The sequence below is a fragment of the Francisella sp. AG1 genome (genome assembly GCF_057683165.1).
Genome location: NZ_CM173135.1, coordinates 1,628,637 through 1,650,514, shown reverse-complemented (window position 1 = coordinate 1,650,514; position 21,878 = coordinate 1,628,637). Strand labels below are relative to the sequence as shown.

Sequence of the window (21,878 nt, the reverse complement as noted above, 5' to 3'; positions counted from 1 at the left end):
TTATAAACTATAAATGTCAAATCTATTAGTCTTACCCTTTAGTTGAGAAGATGGTTTTTTCTCATGTAATGACTCTGCATTTATAGGTCTTTTAACTATTGCTTTTTTGGTCATTTTTGAGTGGATGATATTTTTAAGTAGATCATTATTTGATTGTTCATTGTTAAAAGCGATTTGATGTAGAACTTGCATTCCTTGTTTAACTTTAGCACTTTTACGTCGAATAGGAAACATTGGGTCTATATACACACAGTCAAAAATTGTATTGTTAGCTTTTATAAAATCATTACTATCAGTATTTAATAGTGTTATTCTATTTGCAATAGCACTTAAGCCTTCTATTCCTTTAGCTCTATTTAATGCATCAGTAAGTAGTAAAAATATGTATGTATCTTTTTCTATAGATATTAATTTATGGCCTTTAGCAGCTAAGGTGAAAGTGTCTCTTCCAAGACCTGCAGTAGTATCAAGTATGTATAGTATATTTTTAGAGCGACCTTCTACTGCTTGGACAACACTGCATTTCTTTGATTTTGGGTTTATTCTATTTAAGATCTCATTACTGTTAAAATCAATAAATAACTCTTTGTTTTGATGAAAAAGTTTTAAGACATTATTTTCATAACTAAGATATTTATCCTCAGTAGATATTTTATATTTTTGATTATTTTTTGTTATACTTTGGAGATGTTTCAGAGTTGACTGATTTGAGATATTTATAATCATTATTTTTTCTTAGCTCTTGGGTGAGCACTGTCAAAAACACTAGCTAATTGTTGAAAATTTAAGTGAGTATAGATTTGTGTACTGGAAATATCTGCATGTCCGAGCAAATCTTTTACCGCTAATAAATCTTTTGATGAATCTAGCATATGACTTGCAAATGAGTGCCTTAACATATGAGGGTGTATATGTTTGGTTGCATATTTTCGGGAGAATATTTCAAGACGTTTTTGGATTGATCTATTTGTTAGATGGTTGCCATCTCGAGAGATAAAGAGATAGTCACACTGAGGGTTGAGGCTATGTCTAATCTTAATCCACTTATTTAGATTATTGAGAGTTTTTTGTCCAAAGTAAGTGATACGCTCTTTATTGCCTTTCCCAATTACACGAATACTATTTTGTGAAAAATTTATATCTTTAATATGGATTGAAGATAGTTCATTAAGTCGAATACCACAACTATATAGAAGATCAAAACTAGCAATATCTCTAGCTTCAATATCGTTACTAGGTTTTATTTCTAATAGATAGGCTAGTTCATCTATATTAATAGCCTTAGGGAGTTTTTTACCACTTTTAGGAGCTTTTATACTTCCTACTGGGTTTTCAGTAATGATTTCACTATTTATCAAAAAGTTAAAAAAGCTCCTAGCAGAACTAAGTTTGCGCTGAAGTGTTTTGGGCGATGAACCCTGAGCATGCAATTTTTTTATCCATCCTAAAATATCTTGATGGCTTAATTTAGTAATTGCTTTATCGTTAATACAATTAGCTAATTGTAACAAATCTCTTTTATAATTATTTATGGTCTCTCTTGAATAATTTTTGAGATAGAGTAGGTTATCTAAAAAATTGTTGATATGTTGATAGTTGGTCATATTTTGAATTAAGCTATAACACACATTATAACTATTAGACCAGAAACAAAAGAAATTAGCCACAAACTTTTGTATGAAGATATTTTGTAGTTAAAATCTTCTCCTAACTTATTCATTTTAAAAGCCATCATTGCAGGCATAATCATTAATAATACGGCGATTGATAAACCTACGCAAGTCATTGCATATATAAATATATTAGGATCAAGTTGATTGATTATTAAAGGTATAGCAAAAGTTAAGAGTGTTGCTATAGAGTATCCAACAATTTTTTTAGTTTTATTGAGTTTATAGGTGTCTAAGTTAAAATGAAATAGCGATAGATTTACACTTAGGAAAGACGTCATAATAGCAACATAAGTGAAAATATGAAGGATGATGTCGGTTGTAGGAGTTCTAATTTTATCACCTAATGTAGTGAGGATATTACCAATATTGGCCTTATCCACAGGGATATGATTAAATATTGAGCCCATAAAGCTTATCGGGCCGTGTAATGGTAAAATACCTAAGATACTGACTATCCATATTATATAAAGGATAAGAGGAATAACACTACCTATTATAACAATTCTCTTCATATCTTTGGTGTTTTTATGAAGATAGTCAGATAAAGCGGGCACTATAATATGTGATGTAAAGGATGTTGTGAAAACAGGTATAGCTATTATTAAAGATATACCTAAGTCAACAGGTGCTACAAAAAGATTTTTGGCTTCAATATATTTATTAAAAACAATGCATAAAATTACCAATACTAATATTTTTGAGATTATAAAAAATCTATTAGCATAATCAACAAATCTAGTCCCTAAAACTACAATACTTCCAAAAACAATTACAAAAAGCAGCGATGAAATTTTTTCACCAAGATTAGGGAATGATGTTGCTAAGGATGAAGCTGCAGCAGAGATGTAGGCAGTACTTATAAAATACATCAGCACAAGAAATGCAATACTAGCAATTATGCCTCCAGCTTTACCTAGATATTTCTCAGCTATAGTTTTAAAACTACTGCCATAAGGCATAGAACAAGAGATATCAGATATGACTATAGCAGTGTAAGTCATAATACTCCATACAAGTAGTATAAGTATAGAGCCAATTACAAACCCAAGTTTTGCAGTGATTATTGGTAAAGCTAATATGCCGCCACCAATCATGGTACCGACAATAATCATTATTGATCCTAAGATCTTGATTAAACTGTTTGGTGTGTTATACATAGATAGGTTTCTTAGTTAGTGAGCTGGTTGCTGAGCTTTTTTTTGCATATATATAGCATCAAAATTAATTGGTGCTAAATTTAGAGGTAAAAAACCACCTTTCATTATAGATGAATCTATAGTTCTTTTTGCATATGGGAAGAGGGTGTTTGCACAATATGTGTTAAGTACCGATTCTATTTGTTGATCGGTCATATCAGTTATTGTAAAAATACCAGATTGAGTTGCTTCAACTATATATACATTTGTTTCATTATTTTGTGTAGTTACTGTAACTGTCAAATCAAGTTCATAATTATTGTCATCAATTTTTTTTGTATTTATATCAATATTGAAATCTGAGTTGGGATTCCACTGGTCTTTAAAACAAGTAGGAGAGTTAATAGTTTCTAAAGAAACATCTTTTGTATAGACTTTTTGAATTAAAAAAGACGGTTGGTTTTCATTATTTTGCATAGCGCGTATCCTAGACTTTTTATCGAATTATATTGGAAAAATTATAGCAAATTGAAGAGGTTTATATAACTAAATTAAAGTTTTTTTAGATCATAAAGAATATTTAGGGCTTCAATTGGTGTGATACTGTCAATATTTAGTTTTTCAATAATATCTTTGTGGATGTTTTTTTGTTCTGTTATTTGTAGATTTAATGAATTTTGCTGTTGATTTTGTACATCAATTATAGATTGCTTATTTTCAAGTTTACATAGGTTTTGTTTTGCAGATTTTAGGACATCTTTAGGTATGCCAGCAAGTTTTGCAACCTGGATTCCATATGATTTTTTTGCAGCCCCATTGATAGCTTTGTGCATAAAATAGATATTATCTTTATATTCTTTTGCCTCAAAGTGGATGTTTTTTATATTAGGATATTTATTTATTAGCTCTGTAAGCTCAAAGTAATGGGTTGCAAAAAGGGTGAAAGCGCCAATTTTGGCAAATTTTTCAGCGCAAGCTTCAGCTAATGATAAGCCATCAAAAGTACTTGTACCTCGACCTATTTCATCCATTATGACTAGAGATTTTTCTGTGGCATTATTTAGTATGTAAGCTGTTTCAGTCATTTCAACCATAAATGTTGATCGACCACTAGAAATATCATCAGAAGCACCAATTCTAGTGTAAATAGTATCTATGTCACAGATTTCTGCTTTAGTTGCTGGAACAAATGATCCCAGGTGAGCCAAGAATATTAATTGTGCCACTTGACGCATATATGTGGACTTGCCACCCATATTTGGCCCTGTAATTATTTCAAGTGAATGTGAATGCTTTGTAAGTGCTGTATCATTAGGGATGAATGGTTCATCAATATTTTGCTCAATAGCAAGGTGTCGAACATTTTTCAAGCTAAGCTCGCTATGCTTGTTAAAACTAGGTTGGCTAAGCCCTAATTTTATAGCTCTTTCAGCAAAATTAGCTAAAACATCAATTTGAGCAATATTTTCTGCACTTTGTTGGATCTTACTATAATATTGTAGCACCTCTTTTAACAGAGCTTCATAAATAAGTTTTTCTCTAGCCAAAGCTTTGTCTTTGGATGAAAGTATCTTATCTTCAAAGCTTTTAAGTTCTTCGGTAATATAACGTTCGCTAGCTTTTAAAGTTTGGCGACGAATATATTCAACTGGTACTTGATTAGAGTATTGTTTGGATAATTCTATATAATATCCATGCACACGGTTATAGCCAACTTTTAATGTATTTATGCCAGTTTTCTGCTTTTGATTTTGCTCAAATTTTATTAAGAAGTCATAAGAGTTGTTTTTGATATTTTTTAATTCATCTAGTTCTTTATCATAACCTTCTTTTATAACTCCTCCATCACGGATGGTTGCTGGAGGGGTATCAATAACAGCCTTTGCTAAAAGCTCTACTAGTTCACTGAGATCATGAATATCTTTATTGATCAATTGTGTTTTATCACAGCTTCTTTCAGATAAGAGACTTTTAAGTTTAGGCAGTTGTTCAAAAGAGTTCTTCAAAGCTACTAAATCTTTAGGTTTTACAGTTCCTAGTGCAACACGTGAAATGATTCTTTCAATATCATTGATGTAACTTAAAACTTCCTGAAGCTTTAAAAAATGATGCTCTTTTTTAAATGTGTTTATAATGGTATGGCGCTGAGATATTTTTGCTAAATCTTTTGTTGGGTTTTTGAAATACCTTCTTAGTAGGCGACTGCCAAGATTTGTTTTACATTTATCAATTATATGAAGTAGGCTGCTTTTAGATTTATTATCTAATTCAAGGTTTGAACGGCTATTAATATCAACGCTAAGAGTCTGCTCATTTTCATATAGATTAATGTCTGTGATGTGCAGAGGGGTATTTTTTAAAGTGTTTGCTAAATAAGTCAAGATAGAACCTACCGCTATAACTTGTTCAGATTTATTGTTTTTTATAAAATTTGTGGCTAGATTTTTATCTAAAGAATTTGAGATTTGTTTTTTAGCCTCAAAGCTACTAAAATACCATTCTTCTAGCACTTTTGTTGGAATTTGTGAGATTTTTTCAGCTAGCTCTAGAGAGTTTGTGATAATTTCTTTAGGAGCTAATTTTAAAGTCTCATTTTTTAATTCATCTAAATTAACTAGTGTTTTTAGTAAAAATATTTTACCTTGGGTATAGCTTGTATAGGCTAGATGGTATTTGTCTTTTTTTGCAAATATACATAGTAAAATACTGTCTTGGTTTGTATCTAAAAATGCCTCTTCAGAAACAGTTGCTGGGGTTATTATCCGTACAACCTCTCTCTCTACAGGCCCTTTTGATAAGCTAGGATCACCAGTTTGTTCACATATGGCTATTGATAGACCTGTTTTGACGAGTTTGGCAATATAATTTTCTGCTGCGTGATATGGTACTCCTGCCATAGGGATTGGATCACCATTAGATTTACCGCGAGCTGTAAGCGTTATGCCTAGTAGATCTGCAGCTTTTTTAGCATCATCAAAAAATAATTCATAAAAATCTCCCATACGATAAAATAATAATATATTTTGATATTGTGATTTGATTTTTAGATATTGCTGGATCATGGGAGTATGGTGAGATATGTCTTGCATTGGTCAGTGTTTTAAGGTTTTATCTTTATTGATGAATTATATTATAAATATATAGTATAACAAACTGTCAAAATCACTGATTGCTATCTTTTTTATTTTACTAAAATACATTAGAATATCATGTAGCTATTTTTATAGATTGATATGTGTTCGCAAGGAGAATATAAATGAATTATTTGGACTTTGAGTTAAAAATAAAGGAGATAGAAGATAAGATCACATCTTTATCTCATGTTTTTGAAGATGAAAAGACAGAAAATGAGATTAAAAAATTAAATAAAAAAAGACTTGAACTTATGGAATCTACTTACGCTAAGCTTACAGATTGGCAAGTAGTCCAATTATCGCGTCATCCAGATAGACCATATTTTAAAGATTTGTTGCCGTTAATATTTACCGATTTTCAAGAGTTACACGGTGATAGAACCTTTGGTGATGATTTGTCTGTAATTGGTGGTTTAGCTAAAATAAATAATAAACCAGTTATGGTTATAGGCCAAGAAAAGGGTAGAGATACAAAGAGTAAGATTAAACATAATTTTGGTATGATGCATCCAGAAGGTTATCGTAAAGCTTTAAGGCTTATGAAGTTGGCTGAGAAGTTTGATATGCCAATTGTAACTTTTATTGATACTCCTGGAGCATATCCAGGTATAAAAGCTGAAGAGCGTGGTCAAAGTGAAGCAATTGCTCGAAATTTGTTAGAAATGAGTGCCTTAAAGGTTCCTGTGGTTTGTATTGTTATTGGAGAAGGATGCTCAGGAGGAGCTTTGGGTATAGGTGTTGGAGATAGATTGTTAATGCTTCAATATAGTTATTTTGCAACTATTTCTCCAGAAGGATGTGCTTCAATACTGCATAAAACAGCAGAAAAAGCTTCTGAAGTAACTCAAATGATGAATATTACATCTGGGCGTTTGAAGGAACTTGAAATTGTAGATGGTGTTATTGCGGAACCACTTGGTGGGGCTCATAGGGATTATGATACTACTGCAAATAATATTAGAACTGCTGTGGCTGCAGAATTAAAAGAATTGACTGAATTATCAGTAGAACAGAGAAATACAAAAAGGTATGATAAATTAATGTCTTTTGGAAAATTTAAAGAATCTTAATTTATAACAAAAGATGTTTTTATGTCCTTTAAAACAGTAAAATTTCAAGGTGGTTTTGGCATAGTGGAATCTATGCTTGCGGCCCTAATTTTACTTTTCGTTTTATCTGCAGGTTTTTTACTGTTAAATAGCGTTCTAATTAATATTACTTTAGAAAATAAAAAAGATGAAATAGCATCACTTCTTGATGAGCGTGTCAATATATATCGTCTGACAGGTGTTTTTGACGATTCCAAAACAAAAGATGGTATTGAGTTTGTTAAAACAGTTGTTTTAGAAAAAAATAATGATGCTAAACCAAAAGAGCAGAAGAAGACTGTGAATAGATTTGAACTTCTAAGTGCTTCTGATGTTAAAAAAATGGCGGAAAAAGCAGATAAAAAAGCTAAGAAGGAAGAAAAAAATAATGTTGATATAGTATATAAAATAATTAATATCGCTGCTTTTGATGATCGTACTGGTATTGCAGATAGAGTAAAAATAATAGAGCGCGAGGTAAAGAAGAATGATAGCCAGGCAGGTTAAAAAAAACAAAGGTTTTACATTGCCAGAGCTAATGATTTCAATGCTTATAGCGGCTATTGTGATGACGATGGCTATTGGGATTTATATTGATATGAAGCATCAATATATAAGACTTAGTGAAAAGCAAAAGATAAATACCAGTAAATTAATGGTCAAGCAAATTTTATATAATGCGATAGGCCATGCAGGTTTTATAACAAAATATGGCGATACATACCAAGACCTTGTGGATAACTCTGGGGACGATCTTGGAGATATCTTTGGGAAAATGGGGATTGTCGCTATTGGTAAAACTCCTATAGAAGGTACCGTTGGTTTGCCAGAAGGTCTAACTTTATCTACTGAAGCTTGTAGAGAGCGTAAAAAAAATGAAATTACTTTAAGAGAAATGAATATTAGTGAAAATATACACTGTGTTCAGCCAGGTAGTGATTTTATCTTAATCCAAAGAGGTAGTTTAGATTCAACTTTAAAAACTAATTCTTCAAATAATATTTTTAAGGTAAACGAATTTCAAAAAGATATATTGCCTGAAAATGATATTACCGCAAATGATTATCTGGTTTTATGCAATGCTATTGAGTGTGATCTTGTTAAGGCGAGTGCTGTAACTTCAGATTTTGTCTCGACTACAAAGCGTGTGGAAAATAAATTTAAAATAGGTGATTATGTTGGTAAGTATGCTCTAGAAGTTTTCTTTATAGCTGCAAATGGTAAGAAAGATAAGTATGGTAAAGAACTATATTCACTGTATGAATATATAAAGCAAAATTCAAGCGATTCTACTATTTACGAGCTTATAGATAATGTTAGCGATATGAAAATCAATTATGTTTTAAACTCAGATATTGAACTAGGGGAAGCAAAAATTAAGTGGCAACCATTAGGTAAAACAATAATTAATGTTAAAGGTGGTACTATAGCAGCACTTAAAATTTCATTTAAAGTTTCTGGTCAGCCTACTAATAAGATTTTTTTGATAAGCGAGGTCTAAATATCAAGATGTACAAACAACTAGGTTCAAAAAAGTCAGGCTCAGCACTTTTGATGGCTTTGATATTTGCGTTTGTAATAATGGTTATGCTGACAGGATTGCTGTACACATTTAAAATGGGTTTACTTACTAGCAAAAGTATTATTAAAAATAGTCATGAAAAGATTTTAGGTGAAACATATATATCTAAAGCAAAAGATGATATAGATTTTACAAAACCTAGTGAATTTAAGATGGGTGATACAAAATTTGAAATAGCTGTTGATGAAGATAATATTTCGTTATTTTTTCCAAAAAATACAAATGCTGAGCTTTTTCATTCACAAGAATATAATAGCTATGATGCTATATATAAAGCTTTTAATTTGGGATCAAAAGTTAATCTTACTGAGAGAATTATTTACAATGCTCTAGGTAGTAATAGTTATCAAAATTTTGATGGTGACTATACTCCTATAAATGTACCGATGATAAGTCCGGATAATATGCAAGACTATCAAGAGAGAAATTATCGTTTAAAGAATGATGGAACTATAGAAGATATACATAAGGGTTTTATAGGTTTTATACAAAAACAAAATAAGCAATTAAACCTTTTTACAGAAAAAGCCAAAATAAGTATACCTATTCCAGATGCTATGGGGACTGATTATAAAATTAAAGTTGGTTGGAATCTTGAAAAAGGTAAGTGGTATCTATATTTACTTTTATATGATACTGATAAGCTTTTTACGTCAGTTTTTCCTTTGGACGATATTTTAAATGAAGATGTTAAAAAATTAGCTAAGGATAATGAAGCCTTAGGAAATGAGATAGGTAAATGGAAAGCTGTAATTGAAGGTAGTGGTAACGGTGGATCTTCAGGGGGACAGTTTATCAAAGCTAATGTCTTAGGGGTTGTTTGGTATTTTGAAAATAATGATGGCCCACCTCAGCTGATGCTTGTACGAAAGGCAGATCAAAAGAAAGGTAAAAGAGATGTCTTGGAAATTTATTATTCTGTGTACTCTTCAATAAATAAAAACTACACTTTTAAGTTAGCTGGAAAGCTAGATTTTAAAACTGAATTAAAAGAAAAGAATATTAAACTTTTAGTCCCAGATCCGGCTAATAATTTTGATGCTAGTATGGTGTTAATTTTCCATCCTAATAATCAAAGTGATACTATTATGGGTATTAGTGATTTTAATTATAATGGCGATCATAGGGTTGGAAAAAGCTTGGATACATATATAGATGGAGATAGTTTTGGTAAGCCTATTATCGCCTCAAGATCTGATAATTCAATGTATGTTATTACTTATGAGCCAAATAAGATTCATAGGTATATATATGAAGAGGGTTATGGTAGTTTTATAAGTACAAACTCAGGATCTAATGGTATAGAAAGAGAATTTAAAGATGAGGATGATAGTGATAATGTAGTTGTTGGTTTGTCGGATTCTAAAGATAAAGATGATGATGAAAATAAAAATGGCATCCAGTTGGTTATACCAAAGTTTGGTTACCTATTTGTTTTTACAGCTAATAAGGTTATGCAACTTAATTATGATTTAGATATACTCCAAGAGTTTGATTTAGAAACTGTATCAGCACCACAGATTTTAGTGGATTTTGATGCGGTTAAGAATACAATTAATAAAATATATATTCAGTCTGATGGTTTAGATATTAAAGCTAAAGAAATTAGAGATGAATTGGATGATGAAGATGAGCCAAAAGATAAAAATGAAATAGATGATAAATCAAAAGAAAAAGCTACACCAAAAGTGAAGACAACAAAAGAGAGAAGGCTAGAAGAGATTGCTAAAAATAATAAAGATGGTGAAGATGAGGAAGAGCCAGCTGAACCTGTTTATTTAGATAGCAAATATTTATATCCATTGGGAGTGGTTAAAAAGGTGGTAATATGAGTATATTAAAAAATATAAATACTGAGAGAAGAAATTCAAAAAGTTTTTGTTTTGATTCTATGCCAATTTCAGAAGCAATAGACTTGATGATAGATGAAGAGTATGGAGTTATAGAAGCTTTAAAAGAACAACACGAAAATATTACTCAGGTAATTCTACAAACTTCTAAAGCACTTAAGAATGGAGGAAGGATTATATATGTTGGAGCTGGCACCAGTGGTAGATTGGGTATATTGGATGCTGTAGAGTGCCCACCAACTTTTAGTGTTGACTATAATACGGTTGTTGGACTTATAGCTGGGGGAGAGAAAGCTTTTATTCAGGCACAAGAAGGAGCTGAAGACGCTCCAGAATTTGGTGAAGCTGACTTAAAACAGATAAACCTGGTCGCTAAAGATATTGTAATTGGTATCGCTGCTAGTGGAAGGACGCCTTATGTTATTGGAGCATTAAAGTATGCTAAGCTTGTGGGCGCTAATACAGTTGCAATTAGTTGTACTAAACAAGCTAAGATATCTCAACATGCTAAATATCAAATAGAGGCAGTGCCTGGGCCAGAGGTTTTAACTGGATCAACTAGGTTAAAAGCAGGAACAACCCAAAAACTTATTTTAAATATGATATCTACTTTATCAATGGTTTCAATAGGCAAGGTGTATCAAAATCTTATGGTCGATGTTAAGCCAACTAATAAAAAATTAGTCGAGCGCTCTAAATTGATAATTTGTGAAGCAACAGGAGTTGATTATACGACGGCCCAAACTTTTTATTTAAAATCTAAGCAGTCAGTAAAAGTAGCAATATTAATGATATTAAATGATTGTGATTATGACCAAGCTTTGGCAATATTAAAGAAGAGTGATAATTTTATTAAGAGTTAATATGAGAATATTAATACTAATATTGGGGTTTGCAATAAGTCTAAATACGTATTCTTTAGTGTATGAAACACATCAAGATGGTGTACCAGGTTTTTCTAATATTAAGTCAAAAGGCGCTAAAGAATTAAATTTACAAGATGATCCAGTATCAGTAGTTAATATAAGTAATATTCCCAAAAAAATAGTTTGGGGTATAAATAAATCACAAGAGAATTATAGTTTAAATAGACAAGATACTATGCAATCATCCTTTCCTGAACAATTTACTGATAATTATTATGATTTTTATGGGCGTAACCACCAATACAAGAGGTTGATGTCATCTACTATTGGCATGAGTATGTATTCTCGGGATGATGCTAATAATATGAGATTACAACAAAACTATTAATACTTTCTTAGTTTCTTATAAAGTTTGAGATGTATATTTAACCTGTTTTTTGCTTTTAAAAAGAGTGATTTACGAGATTGAAATGTCATACTCTAATTTAGAGCTTTTTAAAGAATAAGAAGGGTTGTATGCAAGAGTATGATGTAATAGTTATTGGCTTAGGAGCAATGGGAGCTTCTTGTATATATCAACTTTCTAAAAAAGAAAATATAAAAATTTTAGGTATAGAGCAGTTTGAAATAAATAACCAAAATGGATCTTCACATGGTGAAACGAGGATAATAAGGCGTGCTATAGGTGAGGGTAATGGGTGTTATACAGCTATGGCTCAACGTTCTTATAAAATCATAACAGAGATAGAATCAGAAGCAAATATTGAATTTAAGCGTAAACCAGGTTTATTACTTATGTTTAATGATAAGCATAAGCCTGAAGGCGGAAAGGTAAATTTCTTGTCTAGAACTATACAACAAGCAGAAGAGGCTAATATTAAACATGCAATCTTAAATAAAGAACAATTACAAAAACAATTCCCATTTTTGCTTGATCAGCCAAATTTAGATAATTACTATGAGTTTGATGCAGCATGTATCTCTCCAGAAGAAAGTATAGCTATTCAAATAAAATTAGCAAAAAAAAGAGGGGTGGATGTTAGTGATAATGAAAAAGTAATAGATATAAAAAAGCAGGATAAGAATTCTATATTAATAACTACTAACAAAGACAAATACAAAGCAAAAAAAATTATACTTACAGCAGGCGCTTGGGTTCAAACTTTTATTGAGCATAAATATGCCTCTATATTTAAACCATATATTCAGAAAATATACTGGTTTGAAGTAGATAAAGATCATGAAGATATTTTCGATAGGACAGGGCCTTTCTTAATTGGTGACCTTAAAACATCAAAATTTGTTTATGCAATGCCATCATTTAATAAAGGTGTCATTAAGTTTGGTTTTGAGCAGTTTGATGAGCAGTTCGATTTTGTGAATAAAACTGAAATAACTCAAAAAAATATTGATGATATATATAAGAAATATATTTACCCTAATGTAAAGGGTGTGACAAGTAATTGTATAAAGGCGAGAACATGCATGTATACCGTAACTCCTGATTATGATTTTGTTATATAGTTAATCCGATAGTTATTTGACAATAATGTTATAATATTTAGAAAAAATGTCATCATATAGCCAAGATTTCAGAGATATCGTAATAACTAAATATAAAGAAGGCCTAACAGACAAAGAGCTAAGTAATTTTTTTAATATAGATATCCGTACTACTAGATCTTGGATAAACTTATACGAGACAACTGGTGATTATAAATCTAAGCAAGGCTTGGGTTGCGGTAGAGTAGCAACCTTTACAGATAAGGAAGCGATAGAAAGCTACTTAAGAACATATCCAGATGCAATGGCTTTAGATATTAGAGAAGCATTAGCTCCTGAAATACCTAGAAGCACATTTTATGATTGTCTTACCAGACTTGGTTTTAGTTTTAAAAAAAGACACCTAAATATAAGCAAAGAAAAGAACAAGATAGGCAAAGTTTTATAGTTAATCTGATAATATTCCATACTATGATAATGTTTATATGATCTCAGCATGTTCAGGTCATGGATTTAAACATTCTTTTGCTATTGGGGAAAGTGTAGCAAATATTGTCTTAGGCCAAGATGCCAAAATTGATTTAAGTTCGTTTAAGTTGTCACGCTTTGGTTTATAAAAGTGATTGTTTAGTTATTTATGGCATTAGCAGCCTTTTTGGTAGGTTTGTGTGGATATATCATATTTACTACTATTTTTAGTGTTGAGCCTTGAGCAAGTATTGAAAGTATAACGACTGTATAGGTCATACTAACAATAATATGACCCTCATCAGGAAGGGATAGAGCTAGAGCTAAAGATATACCACCTCTAACTCCAGACCATGCAACTAGGATATTATCTTTAGCAGAAGATCGTGAGAGTTTTTTGTCGATTATAGTGATTGGTATAGATATACTAATTAATCGTGCAAAAGTGACGATAAATATGCCTGCAATACCAACCCAGAAAGCCCCTCGATTAAAAGGTATGCTAGTTAGTTCTAGTCCTATCAATATAAATAAGAAAGAGTTAAGCATGTTATCAATAACCATCCAAAAGCTATCAACTTTTTCAACTTGATTGGGGTGAGTTTTTTTACAATCAGATAAATTATTGCCGATGAATAGCCCCGCAACAACCATGGCGATAGGTCCTGATACATTCAAACTATGAGCCACAACATATCCCATACTAGCAATAGCTAAAGTTACGAAAATAGAAGTTTCTGAATCTCTATTTGTCGTTAAAAAAATCAGTGCTATTTTAGCAAAAAGATAACCAAGGATTATACCACCGCCAGCTTCAATTCCTATTTGTTTTGTGATAACCCAGATGTAATTTACACCATGATTTGTTAGCGTGTGGCCGAACTCACCACCACTACCAAAGAAAACTATATTTGAAAGTACTACAAAAAGTACAATGCCTGTAGCATCATTAAATAGTGATTCGCCTACGACTCGTGTTTTTATATGTTTTGGAATTGATTTGTTACCTGCAAGAGTACTTATAACTGCTATTGGATCTGTGGGTGATATTAAAGCACCAAAAACTAAGCAATAGCCAAAGCTAATTTTAAAATGTACTAGTACGCAAAATCCATATATTAGTATAGCGGTTGTAAAAGCTGAAAGAAGTAGCCCTATGCTTGCTAAACCAAATACGGCTTTGAGTTCTTTTTTTAAATCAATCATATTAAAGTGTAGAGCATTTGCAAATAATAAAAATGAAAGCATTCCATCTAATACTGTAGTTTTAAAGTCAAAACTAGATAAAGCCACTACAAGAAAATTTGTGTCACTTAAAAATGATGCACATAATGCTGAAAAGGTTATTGATAAAATTGTTAAGCCAATTGCTTTAGGTAATTTTAGAAACTTTGTATTAATATAGCTCATCAGTGCTGCGACAACAGTTAACAAACTAAATAAGAAATATTCACTCATAAAAAAATCCTCTATAGACCACAGCTATACTCCCAGCTACAAGCTTTGGATAGCTCCTCTAAAATATTATTTTGTATAAAAAACTCGCTATTTAATTTATTAAATGAGCGTTCGCCAAACATAAAGTTACCTATTTGGTTTTCTAGATGTGTTACTTTTTTTATATCTTGTACCGATATATTATCAAATTCATTACGTGTATAGTGGATGCATGGTTGACATTCTAGACTATGCTCCACAGGTTTGAATGTTATCCCTTCAGTCAGCTTTAATATATCAGCATAGCTTTTTGTTAACAGGGGGTATTCTAATGCTCTATAATCATATTTTTCTTCTTCATCAAGATTTTTTAAAAGTTGTGATACTTTAGATAGCTCTTTTCGGTGGCTTAGCAATATAGTGGCTTCTCCATTGGGGTCGATCTCATCAATTTTGTTTAAAAGGGCTATCCCTTTTAAAAATCCGGCACACCAGCTAAATTTTTGTGATGGAAATTGTTTGCGCGCAAAAACTAGCTCTTCGAAAGTATTCTCTGAATCTAAGTGAAAATATTTGATATCTTCTTTTTTAAGCCAGTTAAAAACGTTTATTAAATAGCTTTCCCAGCTGGAGGCAGCAAAACCTGTATTTACTGATAAAACACAGAAGTTTTGGTTTAGGTTTTGCTTAGCCCAGCATATTAGTCCTAAAGAGTGTATGCTGTAGTTAGCGATAATAATATTATCAAACTTTTGCATTTATTCATTACATCCCTATTATATCTTTTATTGTTCTTAACTTATTTTGTGCATTAGGGCGCAAATTAGCAGCACCATTGTTAAGAATGTCATCAATGATCTGAGGATTATTAATATAGTGTTCATATTTTTCTCGTGCTTCTGTTAAGTAGCTATTTATTTTCTCAAATAATATTTGTTTTGCATCACCCCAACCTAGACCTCCTGCTAAATATTTTGCTTTTAATGAAGATGTTTCAGCTTCATTAGCTATGCTTTTATATATGGCAAAGACTGTACAGTTATTGGGGTCTTTTTTCTCTTCAGGAGTTTGAGAGTTTGTTATGATTTTCATTACTTGTTTTCGTAATTTTTTCTCTGTAGAAAAGATAGGTATAGTGTTATCATAACTTTTTGACATTTTGCGACCATCCAACCCAAGGATAGTTTGGCTATCTATTTGTGTTAATGCTTGAGGTGGCTTAAGTGTGTTTGCTTTATAAATGTGATTAAACCTATTAGCAATATCTCTAGCTATTTCTATATGTTGAATTTGGTCTTTTCCAACAGGGACTAAATCAGCATCAAACATTAAGATATCTGCTGCCATAAGCACAGGATAATTAAATAGTCCCATAGTTATGCCTTTGTCAGGATCGACATTTTCTTCTTGTAAGTTTTGATCTATTAAAGCTTTGTAAGCGTGGGCACGATTTAATAGTCCTTTAGCTGTAGTTGTACTAAGTATCCAATTTAACTCCATTATTTCAGGAATATCTGATTGACGATAGAAAGCTGCTTGTGTTGGGTCAAGTCCCAAGGCTAGCCAAGAACAAGCAATTTCGTAGATGTATTGCTGACGAAGTTTTTTATCCCATAGTTTGATTAGGGAGTGTTGATCAGCAATAAAATACATGCATTTGAAATCTTTATTATGTGACATTTCTATGGCTGGTTTAATTGCACCAATATAGTTGCCTAAATGCGGAGTTCCAGAGGGGGTGACACCAGTTAAAACAATTTTTTGTGACATTTTGAGATTTTAAAACTATATACTAATGAAGTACTATAAATTGTAGCATATCAGAGGTTTTTAAATAAGAATATTTGATTACAAAATTATGGAGCGGGAAACGAGGTTCGAACTCGCGACCCCAACCTTGGCAAGGTTGTGCTCTACCGCTGAGCTATTCCCGCAAATTATGAAATTGAATTATATTAATAAAATTTATAAGTTTCAAGAGTCTTTTTTGATTATCTAATTTCTAATAATATAACTTGTGTTACCTTAGCAGCATAATGTAAAAATTTGTTATAAAGTTATTAGCTTATAACACTTAGTATTAGAGGCTTTTGCAGATTGGATTGTGATAAATGATGGCACACCCAAAGAGTGAAACTAAGTGTTTTAGACTATAAAGTATTTTTCCTAAGTTTCAATAAAGATATTGTAATATCTAGTTTTTAGCATATTTTATTAAAATTGGTTATAAAAAACTGTACAATCTTAAGCAATAAAGTTGTTACCTATTTTGTTACCTATGCCACAAGTTAAATTATCAAATAGTTTTATCAATAGTATAAAGCCTACTGGAAAAACTATAGATTATTCAGATTCAGAAGTCAAAGGATTGGTATTAAGAGTTAAGCCTACGGGCAATATGGTTTGGAGACTAAATTATAGAAATAAAGATAAGATACAAAAAAGGTATACTATAGCTCAGTTTGGAACAATAACACTCACTCAAGCTAGAAAAGAAGCACAACGCTTAAATGGTTTGATTTCACAAGATATAGACATACAGCTACAAGATAAAGAAAATAAATCAAAAAACTATTCTTATATGGAATATTTAGAAGAGTTTTATTTTGATTGGTTTAAAAATCATCACAAGAGTTGGGTTAAAAATAATAAGTGGTTAAAGACTATTGCTACAAGCCTAAATAATAAAAGCTTAGAGTTTGTAAGCAATAAAGGTAATATATCAAAATTTATGCAAAATATGAAAGAATCAAATAAATGGTCTAATTCTACTTATAATAGAATACTTGCGATGATAAAAGGTAGCATTACAAGAGCTGTAGAGTTTGATTATCTACCATTTAATGGTCTATCAGGTATGAAATCTTTAAAAGTCAATTCATCAAAGTTTAGATATCTTAGTGAAGATGAGACAAAAAGGTTTTTTGAAGCATTACCTAATCAAACTAAACTAGCTAAAGATATTATAAGTATAGCTTACTATACTGGAATGAGAAAAAGTGAAATATTAGGTCTTAAATGTGAAAATATAGACTATGAAACTAATCAAATAAAATTAAATGCTTCTGATACTAAAACTAATAAATTCAGGAATATACCGATACATTGTGAGGTTAAAAAAATACTTAATAGTTTTAAAGGTAAAAAAGGGTTAATATTTAAAAATTATGATGGTGGAATGGTTACACAAATTGAAAAGCAGTGGAAAAAATTTAAAAAAGAAGCAGAAATAGAAAACTTCCGCTTTCATGATCTAAGACATAATTTCTGCTCTATGTTAGTGATGAAAGGTATACCAATATATACGGTAGCACAATTGGCAGGGCATGCAGATGTTAAAACTACGCAGATATATGCACATCTTAGCCCTGATGTTAAAAAGAGTGCTGTTGATTTATTATAATAAATGTTTATCATACTTATATAATAATTTACATTTATATTTCTTGTGAGAAAACGTTATTATACTTTCTTAGCGCCATTCTTGATTTTTTCCTTATTCTTTTTATTAAATTATTTACAACCTCTTCGAGCTGATGATTTTGGAAGAGCTAATACGGATGCTCTTAGTAAAGGGTTTGTTATTTATCTTAGAGGTATAGGGTCAAATTATTTTCATTGGACAGGTAGGGTGTCTGCACAGGCATTAGTTTATTTATTTCTAAATAAATTATATATTAATGTATGTATTTTTGTAATTAATGTTTTAAACTCGATTAGTTTTTATTTATTTATTTTATACTCATATAAAATTGTTACTCGTAGAAAATATGTTAATTTAATATCACGAGATTTCTTAATATATTTCTTTTTTTTTATTTTTGTTTTTTACCAAACAGGTTTTATAGCCAATGTAATGTGGAAGACTGCTGCTATACAATACTTCTGGGGTATTACATTATTAACTATTTTTTATTATTACTCAATAATTTTAAAAAAAGAAAGCTTATTATTTAGTGTTTTTACAGGAGTATCAATAGGCTTATATAATGAAATATTTGTTTGCATAAGTATTTTACTGTGTTTAGCGTATTTATTTGAAAGAAAGTTTTATAAGAAATCAATAAATAAGGGAACCTTTAGTTTCTTTATTTCTTGTTCTATAGGAGGAATTATACTATTTGTTGCTCCAGGAAATTATGTTAGATTCAATGATGCATCTCCTGTCCATGTTTCTATTTATGAAAATATTTTTTATTTAATTCATCAGTTAATATTTCAAACACAAGATACACTTATATTGTTGATCCTTATATTAATATATTTATTTTTAATATTTACAAATAAAAGAGTAAAAAGAATAAAAGCGATAACTTATTCTTTAGCTCTCTTAGTATCATTATTTATTTTAACTCCTGTGGCAAAATCATACGGTATAAATCAAAGGATTTTACTTATATACTATGCTATATTTTTTATTGCAGCATTCAGTCAGTTCTATAATCATAGTAGTATCTTTTGCAATAAATTGTCTATATGGTTAAAAAAAATAAGTTGGGTATTTGTTTTATTTTTGATTATTCAATTGTATCTTATAACAAGTATTTATATCTCACTTTATACTTTTGAAAAAAAAAGAGATGATTTGATTAAGTATTATCACAAAAAAAGTATTATAAATATTATCTTACCTTGTATTACAGAATATATTGGATCTACAGTATTTATTGATGATATAACTTCAAATAAAGATGCATATAATAATCAAGTATTTGCACATTTTTATAATTTTGATAGCGTTACTTGTAATTATACTTTAAAATACTAAGAATGATTTTTCTTTTTAATTTATTACAGTTAGTTGAAGACTTCCATTATTTGGAAAAATTAACTGAGGTCTATATATGATTTAAGTATATCAACACCTAGAGTTCTCCACATATAAGTAGGCTTAAAAATATTATCAGTCCCTTTATTACACTCCCTCTCTAATTGATTCATGATCAAATTCTATGATTATATTAACTAATTCATGTTTTATATATTTAGGAAATATAAAATCACAAAGTTTAATTCTTGTTAATACAAGGTCTCTCCATTTATGATTATTATTATTAGATAAATGTCCCAAACATTTATCTAAATTAAATTCTTTATTTAGATATTTAAGTGTATCTGAATTATCATTTTTAATATAATGCCAATAAGGACGATATATTTGCTTTAAACAAAACTCTTCTAGATCTGTTATTTTTTCACTCATAACTAAAGTTTCTCCTTCAATTTATTGTATATTAACGTTTAAACTACAGCTATACTACTTGCTTTTTAATTTTTGAAAGATAACTTAAACTTATTGCTGAACAGATTATTAGATTTTCTATTAATCAAATATGATTTCTTTTCCTAAAAGTATATTTTTCTGCAAAATCTAAAATCTGTTCTATAGTTGCTTCCTTATCTTTATTGTTGCTAACATTTTTAAGTTTTCCTTGTTCAAACCATTGGTTTATGCAAGATGAGCTTCTACCGAAAATATCAGCTATTTGTCCTACTTTTAGTTTAACTTTCAAAAAAGCTTGCTCTCTTTTCTTGGAAGACTCTATTTTACTATTTAGTTCAGTAGTTAAAGGCTGTAATATTGATTCTTGAATTGCATTTTTTAATAGCTCTGTTGATATTAAATCTGTTCTCATTTATTACTCCTCATCATTAAGTAATGCATTTTGCCAATCATTAAAATATCCCTCAAAATCTTCTAGTATATGTTGATAAGTCTGTGGATCTTTACTATTTATCTTGTGGAAATCTGAAAAGCTACGCATATTTTCTTTGCTTGTAATGCCGTAATCTTTCATAGTTTTAATAAGTTTTTGTACTAGTGGTATTTCTTCTTCCTTAACTTCAACAATATTATCTTTATCTTTATCAATTAACTCAGCATAAGCATTTTGGGTAGCTGTATTATTAATTTTTTGGGATTGATTATTAATATTAGATGATTCTATCTCATCATCTGTATATACACCAAGAATTGCACTAGGATAATATTTTCTAGCCCAGTTTTTAATTTGTAAATATCCTATTTGTTGTCTAGGATTTGTTTTCCAAAGGGGTGAGTTTTTAATAGTTACATCGCTTATTTTTAGCCATTCACCATAAATTATTTCATCATCATTATCTTTAGTTTTAGCCCCAACTCTACACTCAAGACTATTACCATCACCTTTATATTCATAATTAAAAGTTCCTTTAATAATTTTAGATGTCTGTAATACTGAGTGAACTAGTTGAGCTTCATAACCCAATATACCACTTATTAAATGAGTTTTTTGAGCAACTGCAAAAGGATTTAATCCCCATTGTGAAGATTGAATAATAACCGCCATGCAATCTGCTGCATTACCTTGTAAATGCTTAGGAACAGTTGCTTTACCTTGCGCCATAAATTCAGCTAATTTAAAAATAGTAGCCATTTTATCGCTATCTAAAACTAGACTAGCTGTACTTACATCATTATTGCTATGCAACATTACTTCTTGACTCTTCATAATCTATATCTCCATTTATATTTTTATTGAATTTTTTAATGCAATAAGCTATATCTAACTTTGTTCTTTCTATGGTTGCTTTAATATCAGTGATTATTTCTTCATCCCTATATATTCTTATTTTGAAAATATCTTGATTAAAATTAGGGTTATATATCACATAGTCGCACCATTGTTTATCGCATACCCACATCTGCATTTGCATTTGATAGAGGTATAGCTTACTTATAGACTTTTCACCATTAACAACTATGTTTAGATAATTCTTATTTCTAGGACATTTGAATTCAGCTAATCCATCATCATTGGCTAAACAGTCAGGGCTAACTCCAACAAAACTATCTAGCTCAACGAAACCTACATCTTTAGTATTTATGTTGTATTTATCTGAATATTTTTTAATTGCTTCGTCTTCAAGGCTAATGCCTCTTTCTATATCAATACTATTAATTTTTATAGGTATATAATTACCTGTTAAAATTTCAGAAGCTTTAGTTCTAATAATGTCATCTCTAGTTTTACTATCTCCTCTTAAAATGAATATATTTGAAGCTGTTATCTTACCCATCCTCAACTTGTACCATTCTTCTGATTTCTGTATAACATCATGTACTTTCATAATTATTTAACCTTTACAAAATACTTTTGAT

The 21,878-nt window shown here is 30.3% G+C and carries 21 protein-coding genes, 1 tRNA gene and 1 pseudogene; 10 read left to right on the top strand and 13 right to left on the bottom strand.

Annotation, left to right across the window (positions count from 1 at the left end; all coding sequences use genetic code 11):
* The 5 genes from ACR0PV_RS08500 to mutS form a co-directional block, all read right to left on the bottom strand.
* Positions 1 to 726 carry a class I SAM-dependent methyltransferase gene (locus ACR0PV_RS08500; protein ID WP_488172677.1) on the bottom strand — a complete coding sequence of 242 codons (726 nt, stop codon included), beginning with the start codon at positions 724 to 726 and terminating at the stop codon, positions 1 to 3.
* On the bottom strand, positions 726 to 1,604 hold the full coding sequence (locus tag ACR0PV_RS08495) for a tyrosine recombinase XerC (RefSeq protein WP_488172676.1): 879 nt from the start codon (positions 1,602 to 1,604) through the stop codon (positions 726 to 728). Before ACR0PV_RS08495 ends, ACR0PV_RS08500 begins: the two co-directional genes overlap by 1 nt.
* Before the next feature lie 8 nt (positions 1,605 to 1,612).
* Entirely contained in the window at positions 1,613 to 2,785 is a 1,173-nt protein-coding gene (locus tag ACR0PV_RS08490) for an amino acid permease (RefSeq protein WP_488172675.1), read from the bottom strand.
* A 60-nt stretch (positions 2,786 to 2,845) separates the two neighbouring features.
* The gene (gene secB, locus ACR0PV_RS08485) at positions 2,846 to 3,286 is read right to left on the bottom strand and encodes a protein-export chaperone SecB (RefSeq protein ID WP_488172674.1); all 441 of its coding nucleotides are present in this window, start codon (positions 3,284 to 3,286) and stop codon (positions 2,846 to 2,848) included.
* Between the two features lie 74 nt (positions 3,287 to 3,360).
* A complete protein-coding gene (mutS, locus tag ACR0PV_RS08480; protein ID WP_488172673.1) occupies positions 3,361 to 5,898 on the bottom strand; it encodes a DNA mismatch repair protein MutS in 2,538 nt (845 codons plus the stop codon).
* A 167-nt stretch (positions 5,899 to 6,065) separates the two neighbouring features.
* On the opposite strand from mutS, the gene ACR0PV_RS08475 reads away from it, so the two are divergent.
* From ACR0PV_RS08475 to ACR0PV_RS08440, 8 genes and pseudogenes are all read left to right on the top strand, one after another.
* Complete coding sequence (locus tag ACR0PV_RS08475) at positions 6,066 to 7,013, top strand: acetyl-CoA carboxylase carboxyltransferase subunit alpha (protein WP_488172672.1); 948 nt, start codon at positions 6,066 to 6,068, stop codon at positions 7,011 to 7,013.
* A 21-nt stretch (positions 7,014 to 7,034) separates the two neighbouring features.
* Positions 7,035 to 7,538, top strand: a complete 504-nt coding sequence (locus ACR0PV_RS08470) for a pilus assembly protein (RefSeq protein WP_488172671.1) — start codon at positions 7,035 to 7,037, stop codon at positions 7,536 to 7,538.
* Positions 7,519 to 8,532: a PilW family protein gene (locus ACR0PV_RS08465; protein WP_488172670.1), complete on the top strand. Its 1,014-nt coding sequence runs from the start codon at positions 7,519 to 7,521 to the stop codon at positions 8,530 to 8,532. Before ACR0PV_RS08470 ends, ACR0PV_RS08465 begins: the two co-directional genes overlap by 20 nt.
* An 8-nt stretch (positions 8,533 to 8,540) precedes the next feature.
* The gene (locus tag ACR0PV_RS08460) at positions 8,541 to 10,445 is read left to right on the top strand and encodes a hypothetical protein (RefSeq protein WP_488172669.1); all 1,905 of its coding nucleotides are present in this window, start codon (positions 8,541 to 8,543) and stop codon (positions 10,443 to 10,445) included.
* The gene (gene murQ / locus ACR0PV_RS08455) at positions 10,442 to 11,326 is read left to right on the top strand and encodes an N-acetylmuramic acid 6-phosphate etherase (RefSeq protein ID WP_488172668.1); all 885 of its coding nucleotides are present in this window, start codon (positions 10,442 to 10,444) and stop codon (positions 11,324 to 11,326) included. Before ACR0PV_RS08460 ends, murQ begins: the two co-directional genes overlap by 4 nt.
* Position 11,327: 1 nt before the next feature.
* Positions 11,328 to 11,717, top strand: coding sequence for a hypothetical protein (locus ACR0PV_RS08450; RefSeq protein ID WP_488172667.1), 390 nt, complete (start codon positions 11,328 to 11,330; stop codon positions 11,715 to 11,717).
* A gap of 128 nt (positions 11,718 to 11,845) precedes the next feature.
* Complete coding sequence (locus ACR0PV_RS08445) at positions 11,846 to 12,853, top strand: FAD-dependent oxidoreductase (protein WP_488172666.1); 1,008 nt, start codon at positions 11,846 to 11,848, stop codon at positions 12,851 to 12,853.
* A 46-nt stretch (positions 12,854 to 12,899) separates the two neighbouring features.
* Positions 12,900 to 13,288, top strand: a pseudogene (locus tag ACR0PV_RS08440) (COG3415 family protein); the annotation flags it as partial.
* A 171-nt stretch (positions 13,289 to 13,459) separates the two neighbouring features.
* On the opposite strand, the gene ACR0PV_RS08435 reads toward ACR0PV_RS08440, so the two are convergent.
* The 4 genes from ACR0PV_RS08435 to ACR0PV_RS08420 form a co-directional block, all read right to left on the bottom strand.
* On the bottom strand, positions 13,460 to 14,758 hold the full coding sequence (locus ACR0PV_RS08435; protein WP_488172665.1) for a cation:proton antiporter: 1,299 nt from the start codon (positions 14,756 to 14,758) through the stop codon (positions 13,460 to 13,462).
* An 11-nt stretch (positions 14,759 to 14,769) separates the two neighbouring features.
* Positions 14,770 to 15,495 (bottom strand): hypothetical protein, encoded by a 726-nt coding sequence (locus ACR0PV_RS08430; RefSeq protein WP_488172664.1) that lies wholly within the window; start codon positions 15,493 to 15,495, stop codon positions 14,770 to 14,772.
* A gap of 7 nt (positions 15,496 to 15,502) precedes the next feature.
* Positions 15,503 to 16,507 carry a tryptophan--tRNA ligase gene (trpS, locus tag ACR0PV_RS08425; protein ID WP_488172663.1) on the bottom strand — a complete coding sequence of 335 codons (1,005 nt, stop codon included), beginning with the start codon at positions 16,505 to 16,507 and terminating at the stop codon, positions 15,503 to 15,505.
* Positions 16,508 to 16,596: 89 nt separating this feature from the next.
* Positions 16,597 to 16,671: transfer RNA gene (locus ACR0PV_RS08420), tRNA-Gly, on the bottom strand.
* 344 nt (positions 16,672 to 17,015) lie between these two features.
* On the opposite strand from ACR0PV_RS08420, the gene ACR0PV_RS08415 reads away from it, so the two are divergent.
* Complete coding sequence (locus tag ACR0PV_RS08415) at positions 17,016 to 18,140, top strand: site-specific integrase (protein ID WP_488172662.1); 1,125 nt, start codon at positions 17,016 to 17,018, stop codon at positions 18,138 to 18,140.
* 45 nt (positions 18,141 to 18,185) lie between these two features.
* On the top strand, positions 18,186 to 19,505 hold the full coding sequence (locus ACR0PV_RS08410; protein ID WP_488172661.1) for a DUF6056 family protein: 1,320 nt from the start codon (positions 18,186 to 18,188) through the stop codon (positions 19,503 to 19,505).
* Between the two features lie 147 nt (positions 19,506 to 19,652).
* Here ACR0PV_RS08410 and ACR0PV_RS08405 read toward each other — a convergent pair whose 3' ends face one another.
* From ACR0PV_RS08405 to ACR0PV_RS08390, 4 genes are all read right to left on the bottom strand, one after another.
* Complete coding sequence (locus ACR0PV_RS08405) at positions 19,653 to 19,940, bottom strand: hypothetical protein (protein ID WP_488172660.1); 288 nt, start codon at positions 19,938 to 19,940, stop codon at positions 19,653 to 19,655.
* A 124-nt stretch (positions 19,941 to 20,064) separates the two neighbouring features.
* Entirely contained in the window at positions 20,065 to 20,373 is a 309-nt protein-coding gene (locus ACR0PV_RS08400; RefSeq protein WP_488172659.1) for a hypothetical protein, read from the bottom strand.
* A gap of 3 nt (positions 20,374 to 20,376) precedes the next feature.
* Entirely contained in the window at positions 20,377 to 21,228 is an 852-nt protein-coding gene (locus tag ACR0PV_RS08395) for a RecT family recombinase (RefSeq protein ID WP_488172658.1), read from the bottom strand.
* Positions 21,200 to 21,847 (bottom strand): lambda exonuclease family protein, encoded by a 648-nt coding sequence (locus ACR0PV_RS08390; protein ID WP_488172657.1) that lies wholly within the window; start codon positions 21,845 to 21,847, stop codon positions 21,200 to 21,202. The genes ACR0PV_RS08395 and ACR0PV_RS08390 overlap by 29 nt, the downstream gene beginning before the upstream one ends.
* Positions 21,848 to 21,878: the final 31 nt, after the last annotated feature.

What these genes read in the sequence shown, in the direction of transcription:
- ACR0PV_RS08450 (WP_488172667.1), top strand. Translation starts at nt 11,328, where the DNA reads ATGAGAATATTAATACTAATATTGGGGTTTGCAATAAGTCTAAATACG.
- ACR0PV_RS08465 (WP_488172670.1), top strand. Translation starts at nt 7,519, where the DNA reads ATGATAGCCAGGCAGGTTAAAAAAAACAAAGGTTTTACATTGCCAGAG.
- ACR0PV_RS08390 (WP_488172657.1), bottom strand. Translation starts at nt 21,847, where the DNA reads ATGAAAGTACATGATGTTATACAGAAATCAGAAGAATGGTACAAGTTG.
- ACR0PV_RS08400 (WP_488172659.1), bottom strand. Translation starts at nt 20,373, where the DNA reads ATGAGAACAGATTTAATATCAACAGAGCTATTAAAAAATGCAATTCAA.
- ACR0PV_RS08490 (WP_488172675.1), bottom strand. Translation starts at nt 2,785, where the DNA reads ATGATTATTGTCGGTACCATGATTGGTGGCGGCATATTAGCTTTACCA.
- ACR0PV_RS08430 (WP_488172664.1), bottom strand. Translation starts at nt 15,495, where the DNA reads ATGCAAAAGTTTGATAATATTATTATCGCTAACTACAGCATACACTCT.
- ACR0PV_RS08405 (WP_488172660.1), bottom strand. Translation starts at nt 19,940, where the DNA reads ATGAGTGAAAAAATAACAGATCTAGAAGAGTTTTGTTTAAAGCAAATA.
- ACR0PV_RS08460 (WP_488172669.1), top strand. Translation starts at nt 8,541, where the DNA reads ATGTACAAACAACTAGGTTCAAAAAAGTCAGGCTCAGCACTTTTGATG.
- trpS (WP_488172663.1), bottom strand. Translation starts at nt 16,507, where the DNA reads ATGTCACAAAAAATTGTTTTAACTGGTGTCACCCCCTCTGGAACTCCG.
- murQ (WP_488172668.1), top strand. Translation starts at nt 10,442, where the DNA reads ATGAGTATATTAAAAAATATAAATACTGAGAGAAGAAATTCAAAAAGT.
- ACR0PV_RS08495 (WP_488172676.1), bottom strand. Translation starts at nt 1,604, where the DNA reads ATGACCAACTATCAACATATCAACAATTTTTTAGATAACCTACTCTAT.
- ACR0PV_RS08435 (WP_488172665.1), bottom strand. Translation starts at nt 14,758, where the DNA reads ATGAGTGAATATTTCTTATTTAGTTTGTTAACTGTTGTCGCAGCACTG.
- ACR0PV_RS08415 (WP_488172662.1), top strand. Translation starts at nt 17,016, where the DNA reads ATGCCACAAGTTAAATTATCAAATAGTTTTATCAATAGTATAAAGCCT.
- ACR0PV_RS08395 (WP_488172658.1), bottom strand. Translation starts at nt 21,228, where the DNA reads ATGAAGAGTCAAGAAGTAATGTTGCATAGCAATAATGATGTAAGTACA.
- mutS (WP_488172673.1), bottom strand. Translation starts at nt 5,898, where the DNA reads ATGCAAGACATATCTCACCATACTCCCATGATCCAGCAATATCTAAAA.
- secB (WP_488172674.1), bottom strand. Translation starts at nt 3,286, where the DNA reads ATGCAAAATAATGAAAACCAACCGTCTTTTTTAATTCAAAAAGTCTAT.
- ACR0PV_RS08475 (WP_488172672.1), top strand. Translation starts at nt 6,066, where the DNA reads ATGAATTATTTGGACTTTGAGTTAAAAATAAAGGAGATAGAAGATAAG.
- ACR0PV_RS08470 (WP_488172671.1), top strand. Translation starts at nt 7,035, where the DNA reads ATGTCCTTTAAAACAGTAAAATTTCAAGGTGGTTTTGGCATAGTGGAA.
- ACR0PV_RS08500 (WP_488172677.1), bottom strand. Translation starts at nt 726, where the DNA reads ATGATTATAAATATCTCAAATCAGTCAACTCTGAAACATCTCCAAAGT.
- ACR0PV_RS08445 (WP_488172666.1), top strand. Translation starts at nt 11,846, where the DNA reads ATGCAAGAGTATGATGTAATAGTTATTGGCTTAGGAGCAATGGGAGCT.